We start from the raw sequence: 13,590 nt of genomic DNA on the forward strand, positions 1-13,590 counted from the left end.
TCAGCACCGAACCACGACCGTGTCTCCCTCCTCGACCCCGTCGGCGGCCCCGGCCGGGAGCTCCAGGAGCGTGTCCGCCCGCGCTCGCCCCGTGCCCGTCCACGCGGGGACGGTCTCGACGGCCTGGACCTCGTCGTCGACCAGCCAGACCGCGTCAAGCGGGAACGGGACGAACACCATGTGGATAAAGCGCGTGTCAGCGCCGTCGAACGGGAAGACGAGCGCGTAGTCGTCGGGGATCGACCGCCGGAACATCAGCCCGAGCCCCTGCCGGACGAGCGACTCCGCGACCTCGACGTCGCTCGCGAGCGTGCGGTCGCGGCCGTCGGGGTCGTGGACGACGCGCATACCGCCGCCGAGACCGCCGCCGGGCAAAAGCGTTCCGTCGGGACACCCGGCGTCCGTCGGTTCTGCCGGGGGCAGATTCACGTGGCTCCGACCCCCACCGACGGCTATGGAGAAGGCTCCGGGCGGCACGAGCGTCGGCGTCGACGACCCGTACGACCACGTCGACCGCTGTGACTTCGTCACCGACGAGGGGAAGTGCCGGTGGGCACGTGAGCACGGCCACCGGGACCCCGCGTTCGCCGACGCCCGCAGCGCCGAGGACTTCCGGTGTCCGGCCGCGGTGGGACCCGACGGCGACGCCGGCGAGACGCCGCGCGTCTCGGGACGGTCGAGCGGGGCACAGGGCGACCCGCGAGACGACGCCGAGTGGGACTGGGCCGACTGCCCCCACTTCCGCTGTCGCCAGCACGACCGCGAGTGCGCCCGCTGTGGCCTCGAAGAGCGGCGGATGGCCCACTCCGACGAGCGGCCGCTGTTGGAGGAGCACCACCTGTCCTACGACGACGCGGCCGACGCCGCCGGCGACGGCGACGATCCCGGCCACGAGATCACGGTCTACCTCTGCCGGTGGTGTCACGCGAAGGTCCACGAGTCGTGGGCGCGCGTCGACGACGACGCCAGTCCCGATCCGGAGGCAATCGCCGAGAAGGAGGGGCGGCGCTCGCGCGAGCAGTCCGAACTCGGTTTCGAGTCCGCCGCCGAGCGGTACGACGGCGAGTGACGTCGTGTCGCTCCCGCCCGCTCTCCTGTCGGCGACTGCGAGCCCCGTTTCAGGAGATATATACGCCGCCACGGCGTGACACTACCTAATGACTCACATCGCCGTCGTCGACAACCACGGCCAGTTCACCCACCTGGAGCAGCGCGCGCTCCGTGACATGGGCGTGGACGTCGAACTGATCGACAACACCACGCCGCCCGCGGAGATCGAGGCCGACGGGCTCGTCCTCTCCGGTGGGCCGGATATGGACGACATCGGGAACTGCCCCGACTACCTCGACCTGGACGTCCCCGTGCTGGGCATCTGCCTGGGGATGCAACTGATCGCCGACGAACTCGGCGGCCGCGTCGGGGGCGGGGAGTACGGCGGCTACGCCGACGTGACCGTCGAGATCCTCGACGACGAGGACCCGCTGGTCGGCTCGCTGGCCCCCGAGACCCGCGTCTGGGCCAGCCACGCCGACGAGGTCAAGGAAGTCCCCGAGGGGTTCGCGTGCACGGCCACCTCCGACGTCTGTGGCGTCGAGGCGATGAGCGACACCGAGCGCGACCTCTACGGCGTCCAGTGGCACCCGGAGGTCGCCCACACCGAGGAGGGCGAGGAAGTGTTCGAGAACTTCCTGGCCGTCTGCGAGCGCGCGGCCCCGACACAGTGATCGCCGGAGAGCGACGGGATTTATAAGCCGTCGCAGGGAGTGACTGACAAATGACTGCCACGCAGGGGAACCTCGCCGGGCTCTCCCGGTTCATCTTCAGAGCGCCCAACTGGTACTCCAGCCTGGCCTTCGCCCTGTTCATCGCGGCCCTCACCGGCGTCGCGGCCTTCGACTCGCGGTTCGTGCTGGACGACGCCTGGCAGGGCGTGTTCTTCATCGGGCTGCCGACGGTCATCGCCAGCGCCGTCACGCCGTGGGTCGACCGCCGGTTCGGCGGCCAGCTGACGCCCAACCGCGCGTCGCTGCTTGCGCTCATCTGCGAGCTCGTCACCATCTTCTTCCTGACGGTGGCCGGCGTCGTCGCGCTCGCGACGCCACAGCTCGGGCAGAACTTCGTCTTCGACGTGATGCTGGTGGCGCTGGCCTCGATCTTCGCCTTCCGCCTGCTCATCCTGATGGCCGTCTCCCGGCACTCGCTGCTGACGGCGGTCGTCCCGGCCAGCGTCCAGACCGTGGCCGCGGCCGGCCTGCTCGCGGTCTACAGCGGCGCGACTGCGTTCATCCTGGACAACCCGACGCTGCGGGAGACGCTGGCCCGCGCCGAGCGTGCCCCGCCGGAGATCCAGGGGTTCATCCCCGCGGACTTCGTCCTGCTCGCCGTCATCTGTGCGCTGTACGCCGGTGCCGTCTGGTTGTTCCTCGTCACCATCGACCGGCCGTGGCGCTCCTCGCTCGGCGTCTCGGCGCTCGACTTCCTCCGGGGGTTCATCGGCCACATCGCCGAGGGGACCGACGAACTGGAGGCCTTCTTCGAGGACATCGGCGAGGAAGCGATCGTCCCGGTGACGGTGCTGGCCGTCCGCCGTCCCGACGGCGAGGAGAAGGCCCGCTTCGTCCTGCCGATGATCCACCCCGGTCCGATGGGGGAGATCGGCGGCGGGAACCTCCCCAAGCGGGTCGCAGAGACCGCCGACGGCGTCGCCTTCCCGCCACACGCAACCGCGGGCCACGACTTCAACCTCGTGACCGAGAGCGAGGTCGACACCATCATCGACACCGCCGACCGCGCGTTCGCCGACATCGACTACAGCGCGACGGCGACGCCCAGCCACCGCATCGAGGAGGGCGAGGCCACCATCACGGGGCAGGCGTTCGGCGGCGACGCGCTCGCCGTCGCCACCTTCGCGCCCGGCTGTGCCGACGACGTGGACTACTCGGTGGGCCTCTCGGCGATGGCCGAGGCCCGCTCGGACGAGGTCGGGGACGTCCTGCTGGTCGACGCCCACAACTGCAACGACGGGCTGGAAGGGGAGGACCTCGGTCACGTCGTCCCCGGGAGCGAGCGCTCGTTCGACGTCATCAACGGCACCGGCCGGCTGGCCGACCTGGTGAGCGAGTCCGACGCCGGCGACCTCCAGTGTGGCGTCGCCTGGGACGAGACCCCTTGGGAGCCGGCGGACGGCATCGGCCCGCTGGGCATCCGGGCCTGCGTCTTCGCGGTCGACGGACAGCGGACCGCCTACGTCCTCGTCGACGGCAACAACATGGAGCCGGGGCTCCGCGAGGACATCCTCGACGCCGTCGACGGCGTCGACCGCCTGGAGGTGATGACCAGCGACACCCACATCGTCAACACCGTCGAGGCCGAGAACCAGGTCGGTCAGGCGATCCCCGACGACGATCTGATCGAGCTGATCGACGATCTGGTCGGGCGGGCGGTCGCCGACCTCGAACCCGTCGAGGCCGGGATGGCCAGCGACACCGCCGAGGTGACCGTCTTCGGCAACGACCGCACCGAGACGCTGGCCTCGACGGCCAACGCGATGGTGTCGCTGGGCGGCGCGCTGGCGGCCGCGTTCATCCTCGCCGTGATGGCCGTCAGCGTCCTCGTGTTCCTGCTGGCCGGCGTGTAGCCGGCCGGCGGAGACGGCGATCTCGCTCGGGAGTGTGTCGTCGCGAGAGGAAGCGCCGAGGAGGAGATTTGAACTCCTGAGTCCGTGAGGACAGTTGCTCTCGAAGCAACCGCCTTGGCCAGGCTAGGCTACCTCGGCTCACTCCAACGTATCGCGGTTCGCTCTTTAGGCGTTTCGATTCCGGCCGCCGTCCGTCGGGGGCGCGACGGTCACGCGCCGTCGCCGGCCGGGCCGAGCACCCGGGGGGCGGCGACCATCCCGGCGGCCGCGAGCGCCGTCCCCAGCAGCGTCACCGGCAGCGGCGGGGCCGTGACGTAGACGCCGACCCAGAGGGCGGCGAGCGGGACGCCGACGAGGACGGCCCGACGGGGCGGGAGGAGCCGCGCGGGACGGGCCAGCGACCAGCCGAGGGCGGCCCCGACGGACCCTCCGAGCCACTGGGCGGCCGACCAGACGGTCCCCGCGGCAGACGCGGCGCTCGCGGCGACGGCCAGCGCGCCGACGACGACCCCCAGCGCGAACACGCGGCGGGGTCGCCGGCGGCCGACGGCCGTGGCGACCGCCAACAGGCCGAAGCCCGCGAGACAACCGACGACGACGTCCACCAGGTAGTGGACGCCCAGCACGACCCGGGAGGCGGCCACCGCCGCGATACCGGTGACCGCGACCCCCCAGCGGCTCGCCGGCCGGCCGATCGCAAGCGTGGACGCGAGGGCGGCGAAGACGGCGCTCGTCCCGATGGCGTGGCCGCTGGGGAAGGCGTATCCAGTCCCGGTGGCGATGCTCCGGAACAGACCCGCCAGCGCGTCCGGGACCCACGGCGGGACGACGGCGGTGCCGGCACCCGGTGGCCGGGGTGCGCCGAGGACGTTCTTGAGGAGGTCGGTGAACGAGAACGCGGCGAGCGCGACGCCGAGGACGAACGCCCCGTCCCGCGAGTCGTGGCCGGTCACGTCGCCGAGGTCCGCCAGCGCGAGCGTCCCGGCGACGGCGAGCAGGAACCAGGGGTCGCCCAGCTGTGTGACGAGGCCGGCGAGGAAGACGACGACGCCGGCCTCCGCCGCGAGAACGTCGAAGACCCCGACCGATCGCTCTTCGAACGCGGGGGCGGCGCTCGCGACGGCGAGCGTCGCGACGACCAGCGCCGCCATCGCACCGCCTGCGACGGCGGTCCACCTCCGACGATGCATCCGTCCGTGTTGACAGTCGGGGTGGACGGAACAGTCTTGTGCCTGCCGTCGGCCCTCGGTGGTCCCGGTACACATATACCGGCCCCGTGACACGCGGGCGTATGGACGTCACTGAAGCCAGCGACGTCGCTGGGACGGTCCTCGACGAGGTGGCGAGCGCGGTCGTCGCCGACCGCGAGTTCTTCGAGACGGTGCTGCTGGGCGTGGTGGGACGGGGCCACGTCCTGCTGGAAGACGTCCCCGGCACCGGCAAGACCCTGACCGCACAGAGCGTCGCGGAGGCGCTCGGCCTCTCGTTCTCGCGGGTGCAGTTCACCCCCGACCTCCTGCCGGCCGACATCACCGGCACGCACGTGTTCAACGAGCAGTCCCGCGAGTTCGAGTTCCAGCGCGGCCCGATCTTCGCCAACGTCGTGCTGGCCGACGAGATCAACCGCGCGCCGCCCAAGACCCAGTCGGCGCTGCTGGAGGCGATGGAGGAGGGCCAGGTCACCGTCGACGGCGACACCTACGACCTCCCGCAGCCGTTCTTCGTGCTGGCGACCCAGAACCCCGTCGACATGGAGGGGACCTTCGAACTGCCGGAGGCGCAGGTCGACCGCTTCCTCGTCAAGAGCTCGATCGGCTATCCGGACGACGAGGGCGAGGTGGAACTCCTCCGGCGGCGGGCCGGCCGCACCGAGCAGAGCCCAAGCGTCGAGCCGATCCTCGACGCGGACCGCGTCGAGACGCTGCGGGCGGTCCCGGAGACGGTCACCGTCGACGAGGACCTGCTGGCGTACATGGCCGACGTGGCCCGGGCCACCCGCGAGGACTACCGCGTCGAGGTGGGCGTCTCCCCGCGGGGGACCCAGCGCCTGTTCGAGGCTAGTCGCGCACAGGCCGTCGTCGAGGGCCGGGAGTTCGTCGCGCCCGACGACATCAAGGGGGTCGCACAGTCCGTGCTGGCCCACCGGCTCGTACTGACGCCGGACGCCCGCGTCGAGGGGGTCCAGAAGCGCGACGTGCTCGCCGACGTGCTCGGCGAGGTACCGGTCCCGACGGTCTAGCGGACGCCGTACACCGTCAGCACGACGCCGACGAACAGCAGGAGGAGCGTGAGCCGGTCGACGGTCGGGACCGGGACGACCAGCGCCCCGAGCGCGACGACGGCGACTGTCAGCGCCGCCACGAACGTCCCACCGGCGACCCGCACCAGCTCCGCGCTGCGGGTCCGCGCGTCTGCGTTCGTCCCCTCGTCCAGCGTGACGGCGTACTGGCCGAAGTCCCAGGCGAGCACCACGCCCGCGGTCGCGACCAGCAGCGAGAGCGTCGTCGTCCCGACCGCGCCGGCCGCGAGGACGCCCGCGCCGGCGACGGCCGCACCGGCGGTGACGAGACGCCGTTCCGTGCGGGCGACGCCGGTCCCGACGACGACGGCCCCGAGCAGCGCGACCGGCCCGCCGAGCGTCGGGAGGACGGCCAGCGCGCCGAGGAGGCCGGCCGCGACCGCGGCCACGCCGACGAGCCGGAGGCGGCTCACGCCGCCCCCTCCCGCCGGTGGCGCTCGACGGCGACGGCCAGCGACTCGTCGTGGCCCCAGTCGACGACCGGGACGCCGTGTCGCCGGAGGTCCGAGACCCGGAAGAGCCGCCGGGCGGCCGCGACGGTCCCCTCGGCGCTGGGTCGCGTGCCGGGGTCGGGGCTGACGACGGTGACGTGGTGGCCGTACGCCGAGAGATAGCGGAGCGTCCGGACGACGTCGTCGTCGGTCAGCGGCGAGCAACAGACCACCTGCGCGTCGCCGGGCAGCTCGCGCCGGAGCCAGCGGAACGTCGGGCCGGGGAGGTACGACCCCTCCGGCGCGGTCGGCCCGAGCGCGTCGCTGTCGAGGGCCGCCGTCAGCCGGCTCCGGTGGGCCGGGCCGCTCCCGGGCGGCACCGACAGCCGGTCGACGGAAAGCGCCGCCAGCCCGACCCGGTCCTCGGCGGCCAGCCGGGCGTCCGCGACCGCGCGGGCGGCGACGACGCTCCGGTCGACGGTCCCGTCCAGGGTCGGGTCCGCCGGCGCGTGGTAGGCCGCCGGCCGCGCGTCCACCAGCACCACGACGGTCGCGGAGCGCTCCTCGCGGAACTCCAGGGTCGACAACTCCCGGGTGCCGGCGTAGCGGTTCCAGTCGATGCGGGAGAGGGGATCGCCGGGCCGGTACTCCCGGGTCGCGTAGAAGGCGATGCCCTCGCCGCCCTCGTCGGCGGCGATGCGGCCGCGCTGGCGCGTCGTCTGGGAGCGGACGGGGAAGTCGAGTTCCGACGGTCCCAGCCCGACCGACAGCGCCGCGTCCCCGGTGACCGACGGCTCGGTGACGGTCGCCGTCCGGCCGGCACCGTCGCCGACGACGGCGTGGGGGGTCTCGAAGGCGTGGTCGCCGCGGGTCGCGCGGACGGTGTACTCGACGGTGGCCGTCGCGCCCGGCCGGAGCGCCGTCGCCACCTGCGGCGACCCCTCGACGACCGCCAGCGCGTCCGGGACGCCGTCGCCGACACGGCAGTCCAGTAGCGTGTGGTCCCCCTCGTTGCGCACCGTGAGCCGAACGACGACCTCGTCGCCGTGGGTGGGGTCGGTCGCCTCGACCGCTCGCTCGACGGTCAAGTCCGGCTCGGGCGTCCGCGTCGCCGCGCTGACAGCCAGCGCGACCACCGGGACGGCAGCCGCCACCACGAGCCCGGGCTGGCGAGCGAGGATGCCGACGCCGACGAACGCAAGCGGCACCGCACGGAAACCCCGCCAGCGGTCCGTCTCGACGACGCCCGCGGCGGCCGCCGTCGGCGTCGGCTCCGGGTCCGCGTCGTCGGCCGACAGGCCCAGCAGGCCCCGCACCGCGGCGGCCGCGCGGTCGACGCGGTACGCGAGGCGGGATCGGCCGGCCCGCAACGCGCGCAGGCGGTCCCGGAGCTGACGGCCCCGGCCCACCTCGTCTGTGAACGCGGCCGCGGCGGCCCCGTCGTCCGTCCACGTGCCGGCGGCGAGCGCGTCCGCAGCCTCCGTGTCCGGTCGGTCCCGGAGGCCGCGCTCGACGATCTCGCGGAGGTCGCCCGCGAGCTGGTGGTGTCTGGTCCGCCGCCGCTGGCCGAACCCGTCCGTGGCGCGGTCCGGGGGCGTGACCGACCGGCCCGAGCGGTCGGCCAGCGCTGGGACGTCGTGCTCGCCGTCGCGGCCGCGGTACGCGCCGACCCCCGCCAGCGTCACCGCGAACACCCCGACGAAGACGACGACGCCGGGCCGCATCGGGAAGGCGAACGCGCCCGTCACCGCGCCCGCGACGCCGACGAGGGTGATCGTCACGCCCGCCGCGAGGACGACGAGCCGGCGGTAGCTCACGACTCGCCCCCCTCGATCGCCCGGAGCGCCGCCTCGGCGCGTGCCGCCCGCTCCTCGGTCACCGGGCGGTCGCCGTACCGCACCGCCTCGAACAGGGTCGTCAGCGTCTCGACGTGTCGGTCGTCGATACCCGCCTCGACGGCGGCGTCGGCGAACTCCCGCGGTGTGGCGCTGTCCGGGTCGGCGACGTCGAGGGCGTCCGTCATCTCGTGCCAGGCGCGGTAGACGGCGTTCTCCGGGTCGGCGTCGGCCGCGATGTCGTCGGCCGCCCGGCCGGCCGCGCGGGCGACGGCAGCCGTCTCCTCCGTCTCGACCGCATCCTCGTCGATGCCCTCGTCTCGCTCCCCGCCCGGCCAGCGCTCGTGGCCGGTCGACCGGAGGAGCACCACGGCCGCGAGCGTCGCGAGCAGCGCCGTCCCGCCGACGGCCGCCAGCGTCAGCGTCCCCGGTGTCGTCACGGCGCTGGCCGCCCCGCCCTGCGTCCCGTTGCCCCCGCTCCCCCCGAGGACCGCCGGTCCCGGTGCCGTCGCGTTCCACCCGAGGACGTTGACGACGAACGCGACGATGCCGAGCGCCGTCAGCGCGATTGCGGCGTCGCCCCACCCGAACTCGCGGAACACGTAGGCGACGGTACCCGCGGCGACCAGCAGGAAGGCGACGAGGGCGGCGTCCTGGAGCGGCGACGGGATCTCGACGCCCGACGCCGACGAGAAGCCGCGCCGCTCGCCGTCGCCGCTGCTCCCGCCGTCGTCGGACGGGAGTCCGGAGGACGGGTCGGTCTCCAGGGCGGGCGCGGCGAGGACGAGACCGGCGACGGCCAGGACCGCGACGAGGGTGGCGGCGGCGGGGCGTGTCACGCCCGCCGGTTGGAGACGGGTGCTGTTAAAGTCAGGCGTCCTCGATCCGTCGTGCCCGCGCGAAACCGCCCCTACTGCCACGTCCACCGGGCGTCCAGCACGTACCGGTACAGCCCGGTCAGGCCGATGGCGACCGCGTTGGCGGCGAGGTAGCCCGTCGTCGTCAGCGCCACCAGCGCGTAGAGGACGCCCACCTGTAGTGGGATAGCCGTCCCGCGGACGATGTTGGTCTTGCACATCCCGACGACGTACTCCCGGAGCGAGGTGTGGCGGGAGCGGTGGAAGGTCCAGACGTTGTTGAGGACGTACTGGAAGAGGATGGTCGCCTCGATGGCGACGACGGCCGCCAGCAGGTAGTTGACGCCGCCGATGTCGACGAACACCCAGAGCAGGACTAGCTGGACGGCCGCCGCAGTCAGGCCGACCAGGAAGAAGCGAACGAGCCGCCGTCGCCGCGGCGAGGTGGCGACAACAGACGACATAGCGGCCTACTTGTAACCGAGAGCCTTTAAACGTGCTGCAACGTCGTCAGACGCCCGTCTGCCGTCGTCGCCGTCCTCGCCCTCGCTGGCGGCCCGGAGGCGTCGGGCGTGGTCCGCGGCGGCCGCCGAGAGGCGGTCGAGGACCGCCGGGGGCGGCCGCTCGGGCGTCGCCTCGGCACAGAGGTCCCGCTGCTCCCCGGGGTCGTCGGCGCGGTCGTACAGTTCCCGGCGGTCCGACTCGGTGTGCTCGACGTACGTCCAGCGCTCGTCGCGGGCGCTGACGAGGAGTTCGCCGTCGTCGAGCCGGCGGGGGATTGGCTGGCTCGTGACCTGGTCCCCACGGACCGCCACCGAGACCACCGGTGCCTGTGACGGGATCGGGTCGCCGTCCAGCGCCGGCGCGAGGGAGTCGCCCGTCCACCCCTCGGCCGGGTCGACGCCCAGCAGGTCACACACCGTCGGCGGCACGGCGTCGAGGCCGACCGGTTCGCCGACGGTCCGGCCCTCGCCGTCGGGGTGGGCGACGAACAGGGGTACGTCGACGAGTTCGCCGTACAGCTTCGGGTAGTGCGCGAGGTGGCCGTGGTCGAGGAACTCCTCGCCGTGGTCGCCGGCGACGACGACCGCCGTCTCCTCGCGGACCCCCTCGGCGTCGAGGGTCGAGAGCAGCCGCCCGACGCTCTCGTCGACCTGTCTGACCGTCCCGTCGTACAGCGTCCGGAGGGTCCCGAGCGTCCGGTCGTCGACGTCCCACCCTAGGCCGGTGTGGACGTGTGCGCGGAGCATCCGTGCGACACCGAAGCCGCCGTCGGTCACTTCCCGGAGGTGCCGCGGTGCGGGGACGTAGGGCGTGTGGGTGTCCATGTAGTGGACCCAGAGGAAGAAGCGGTCGTCGGTCGAGCGGAGGAACGCGGTCGCCTCGTCCTCGAGGTCGCCCATCCGCGAGACGTCGGCGAACGGGCGCTCGTCGCCCCGACCTCGGAGGATCGAGGCCGCCCGGCGGAACGGCGAGGCCGCGAGCTGGACCCACGCCTGGACGGTCGGGTGGGCCGCGAGGTACTTCTTGTAGCCGGCGCTGTCGACGAACGGCTCGAAGTCGTCGAACCCGCGGTCGTACCCCCAGTGGTCCGTGAGGAAGCCGTTGGCCGCGTTGAACCCGCCGGTCCGGAGCCCGGCGTCGGACAGCCGCTCTGCGAGCGTCGGCGTCGACGCCACGCCGATGTCCGGTCCCTCGGCGAAGACCGGGCGCGAGCCGAGGATGCCCGGGAACGAGAACGGGGTCCAGTTCCCGTGCGCGAAGGCGTTCTCGAACACCGTGGCCCCCTCTCGCAGCCCGTCGAGGACGGGCGTGACGCCGTCGGGGCCGCCGACGGCATCGGTCCGGAGCGAGTCGACGGTGACCAGGACCACGCTGTCGACCGTTCCCGGCATTCAGCTCACATCCCCGACCGCGTTCGACCGAGCACCGGCCCGGGCAACGTCGTCTGTCTCGCCGCTGTGCATACACAGCGTAGCGGCCAGTCCGTACTGAATATTCTGGTCGGTCGTGGCCGCCGTCCGGGGAGCGACCGTCGCGGTTCAAACCTGCTTTTATCATCCAGCGGGGCTTTATCCCGAGGAACGGTAGGCAGACGTGTATGTCAGCCAACTCCCCTCCAGGTGTGGTCCGCGCCGACCGCACCGACACGTATCGCCCTCCGGCCCCCGACTGCGAGGTGGTCGGATGAGTCAGCGCCCGATCGCGCTGGTCGCCCTGCTCGTCGGGGCGGCCCTCGTCGGTGCCGGTCCCGGGCTCGCCGACGCGACGGCGACGGTCGACGACGACGGCCTCCCGCTCGCCTCCGCACAGCAGCAGGTCGTCACCGGCGAGACGAGCCTCGCGGCCGGCACCGAGCTGACGGTGCGGCTCCGGTCGGCGAACTCGGCCTCGCCGTTCCTCAAGCAACAGACCGCCCGCGTCGCCGAAGACGGCACGTTCGCGGCGGTGTTCGACATGAGTCGCGTCGCCGCCAACACCAGCTACGAGCTCACCGTCCACTACGACGGGACGACGCTGGTGGAGCGCTCCGGTCGCGTCGCCGCCTGTGACGGCGACTGTACCGACCCGGTGCCCGAGACGCCCACGCCGACCCCCGAACGACACGAGGGGACCGTCTTCCGCGTCGAACAGGGGGAAAACATCACCTTCGCCGTCCCGACCGACGACGGCGGACAGGCGACGTTCTCGCTCGGCGGCCCCGACGTGAACTACCTGCTCAACGTGACCGTCACGGACGGGAACGGCGACGGGGCGGTGCCGGTCCGGTTCGATACGTCCGCCGCCGGCACCGACGAGCCGACGCTGTCGGTCGTCTCTCCCGAGGACGACTCCCTGACCGTGACGAACCCCGAGCCCGAGCTCCCGTCGACGCTGGACGCCGCGGACTACGAGTACCGCGTCTACGACGGTGAGGGGACCGACGGGGAGCCCAGGAGCGTCGGCACCATCGTCGTCGAGGCCAACGACTCCGCCGAGGAGTCGTTCGCGGTCGACGACGAGCCGGCCGAGTTCGGCTTCGAGCGCGCCATCTACCGGACCCGAGCGGGCGAGACCGCCGCGATAAACGTCACGCTCGCCGGGGCCGATGCCGCCACCGTCTCCATCGGCGGCCCGGAGACCGGCTACGAGATCAACGCCACCGTCCGCGACGGCAACGGCGACGGCGTCGTGACGCTGCTGTTCGACACCGCCGCGGCCGGCCGCGAGGGCCGGACGCTCTCGACGGCGGCCACCGCCGACACCGTCGTCGTCGAGCCCGGTTCCGAGGTGGCACGCGACACGCGCATCGCCGCCGACGACTACCCGCTCTCGCTCTACCGCGGCGAGAGCGTGAGCGAGTCGAAGGCCGACATCGGGACGCTGGCCGTCCAGGCCGGCGACGCCGACTGGACGAGCACGCCGGCCGTCGAGTCGCTGACCGAGAGCGGGCAGCCGGCGAGCGCCGGTGGGCCGTCGTCGTCGCTCGGCCCCGGTGCGCTCGCGCTGGGCGTCGGCGGCCTGCTGGCCGCCGCCGGCATCGCCGTCGTCCTCCGCCCGCTGCGCTGACGCTCCGGCTCTCCGAGCCGACCGCACGCCGTCGTACGGTCGAGCACGGTGTTCTGTCGAACGGCGTCTGTCTCCGGCGGTGGCTCGAACGGCCAGTCTCTCCCCGCCAGCGTGGCGGCTTCTCCAGGTTGGACAGCAGCACCGACCGCCCACGTCCCGGCCGAGCGGATCGCTGTCCTCGGAGCCGCGGGGACGTCGTGGTCCCGAGGGAGCGACGCGCTCGCGGACGACCGGACGGGTGATCGACGACAGCCCGGCGACAGCCGGAGCGGTCCGGTGCCCGACGGCGGGCCAAACGAGACACGACCGCGTCCGGTGGGACCCACCGAACAGCCGCCGGGACAGTCAGTCCCGACCGGCGACGGTCGCGGCCACACCGAGGACGAGCAGACAGCCACAGAAGAAGAGCAGGCCCGGCTCCGCCACCTCGAAGACGAACCACGCCAGGGTCCCCGTCGGATCTGCCGCCGGGGCCGTCGGGCTGGCGGGACCGAGCGCGCCGCTGTCGAGCGCGGGTCGTGCGAGCTGCTCGGCCCCCCACTGGACGAGCAGGCTCGCGACCCCGAGGATGCCGAGGCCCGCGACCACGTCCGAGATGGACTGCTGGACGCGGGGTCGCAGGTCGTGGTTCCCGACGAAGACGAGCGGGTCGCTCGCCGGCCCGTACACCGTCATCTCGTTGCCCTTCTCCGAGTAGACCGTGTCGATCGGCTCGATGAGACCGGCCGCTTCGAGGTTCGAGACGTGGTAGTGGACGTTCTGGACGGAGGTGTCACACCGGTCGGCGATCTCCGAGGCGGTACCGGGCTGGTCGAACAGCGCGCGGTACAGCTCCCGACCGGTGTCCGACGCCAGCGCGTCCAGCACCTCGTCGGTGTCTTGCTCGTCGACGTCGAGCACCCGGGGCCGCTCGTCGGGCGAGGCCGTCCGCTCCTGTAGTCGGTCGATGAGTCCGGACATACGTCAGTAGGAACACGTTTCA

General features: G+C 72.9%; 13 protein-coding genes and 1 tRNA gene. 5 read left to right on the forward strand and 9 right to left on the reverse strand.

The window, feature by feature from the left end:
- Nucleotides 1-348, reverse strand: a complete 348-nt coding sequence (locus P0592_RS11945) for a DUF192 domain-containing protein (protein ID WP_276271113.1) — start codon at nt 346-348, stop codon at nt 1-3.
- Nucleotides 349-454: 106 nt separating this feature from the next.
- Between P0592_RS11945 and P0592_RS11950 the strand changes: the two genes are divergently transcribed.
- The 3 genes from P0592_RS11950 to P0592_RS11960 all read left to right on the forward strand — a co-directional run bounded on the left by P0592_RS11950 (nt 455) and on the right by P0592_RS11960 (nt 3,637).
- On the forward strand, nt 455-1,069 hold the full coding sequence (locus tag P0592_RS11950; RefSeq protein ID WP_276271115.1) for a DUF7097 family protein: 615 nt from the start codon (nt 455-457) through the stop codon (nt 1,067-1,069).
- 88 nt (nt 1,070-1,157) lie between these two features.
- Complete coding sequence (locus tag P0592_RS11955) at nt 1,158-1,724, forward strand: GMP synthase subunit A (protein ID WP_276271116.1); 567 nt, start codon at nt 1,158-1,160, stop codon at nt 1,722-1,724.
- 50 nt (nt 1,725-1,774) lie between these two features.
- Nucleotides 1,775-3,637, forward strand: a complete 1,863-nt coding sequence (locus P0592_RS11960; RefSeq protein ID WP_276271117.1) for a DUF2070 family protein — start codon at nt 1,775-1,777, stop codon at nt 3,635-3,637.
- Nucleotides 3,638-3,690: 53 nt separating this feature from the next.
- Here P0592_RS11960 and P0592_RS11965 read toward each other — a convergent pair.
- A tRNA-Ser gene (locus tag P0592_RS11965) sits at nt 3,691-3,775 on the reverse strand.
- Between the two features lie 71 nt (nt 3,776-3,846).
- On the reverse strand, nt 3,847-4,827 hold the full coding sequence (locus P0592_RS11970; protein ID WP_276271118.1) for a phosphatase PAP2 family protein: 981 nt from the start codon (nt 4,825-4,827) through the stop codon (nt 3,847-3,849).
- A gap of 101 nt (nt 4,828-4,928) precedes the next feature.
- Here P0592_RS11970 and P0592_RS11975 point away from each other — a divergent pair, with 101 nt between their 5' ends.
- Nucleotides 4,929-5,876, forward strand: coding sequence for an AAA family ATPase (locus P0592_RS11975; RefSeq protein WP_276271119.1), 948 nt, complete (start codon nt 4,929-4,931; stop codon nt 5,874-5,876).
- Here P0592_RS11975 and P0592_RS11980 read toward each other — a convergent pair.
- The 5 genes from P0592_RS11980 to P0592_RS12000 form a co-directional block, all read right to left on the reverse strand.
- Entirely contained in the window at nt 5,873-6,349 is a 477-nt protein-coding gene (locus tag P0592_RS11980) for a DUF7519 family protein (RefSeq protein ID WP_276271120.1), read from the reverse strand. The genes P0592_RS11975 and P0592_RS11980 overlap by 4 nt on opposite strands.
- Nucleotides 6,346-8,184, reverse strand: a complete 1,839-nt coding sequence (locus P0592_RS11985) for a DUF58 domain-containing protein (RefSeq protein ID WP_276271121.1) — start codon at nt 8,182-8,184, stop codon at nt 6,346-6,348. Before P0592_RS11985 ends, P0592_RS11980 begins: the two co-directional genes overlap by 4 nt.
- Nucleotides 8,181-9,041: a DUF4129 domain-containing protein gene (locus P0592_RS11990; protein WP_276271122.1), complete on the reverse strand. Its 861-nt coding sequence runs from the start codon at nt 9,039-9,041 to the stop codon at nt 8,181-8,183. Before P0592_RS11990 ends, P0592_RS11985 begins: the two co-directional genes overlap by 4 nt.
- 71 nt (nt 9,042-9,112) lie before the next feature.
- Nucleotides 9,113-9,523 carry a GtrA family protein gene (locus P0592_RS11995; RefSeq protein ID WP_276271123.1) on the reverse strand — a complete coding sequence of 137 codons (411 nt, stop codon included), beginning with the start codon at nt 9,521-9,523 and terminating at the stop codon, nt 9,113-9,115.
- A 6-nt stretch (nt 9,524-9,529) separates the two neighbouring features.
- A complete protein-coding gene (locus P0592_RS12000; RefSeq protein ID WP_276271124.1) occupies nt 9,530-10,954 on the reverse strand; it encodes a sulfatase in 1,425 nt (474 codons plus the stop codon).
- Between the two features lie 292 nt (nt 10,955-11,246).
- On the opposite strand from P0592_RS12000, the gene P0592_RS12005 reads away from it, so the two are divergent.
- Complete coding sequence (locus P0592_RS12005; protein WP_276271125.1) at nt 11,247-12,608, forward strand: DUF7827 domain-containing protein; 1,362 nt, start codon at nt 11,247-11,249, stop codon at nt 12,606-12,608.
- A 345-nt stretch (nt 12,609-12,953) separates the two neighbouring features.
- On the opposite strand, the gene P0592_RS12010 is transcribed toward P0592_RS12005, so the two are convergent.
- Nucleotides 12,954-13,568, reverse strand: a complete 615-nt coding sequence (locus tag P0592_RS12010) for an ArsR/SmtB family transcription factor (RefSeq protein WP_276271126.1) — start codon at nt 13,566-13,568, stop codon at nt 12,954-12,956.
- Nucleotides 13,569-13,590: the final 22 nt, after the last annotated feature.

The organism is Haloarcula litorea, from assembly GCF_029338195.1.
Lineage (GTDB): Archaea > Halobacteriota > Halobacteria > Halobacteriales > Haloarculaceae > Haloarcula > Haloarcula litorea.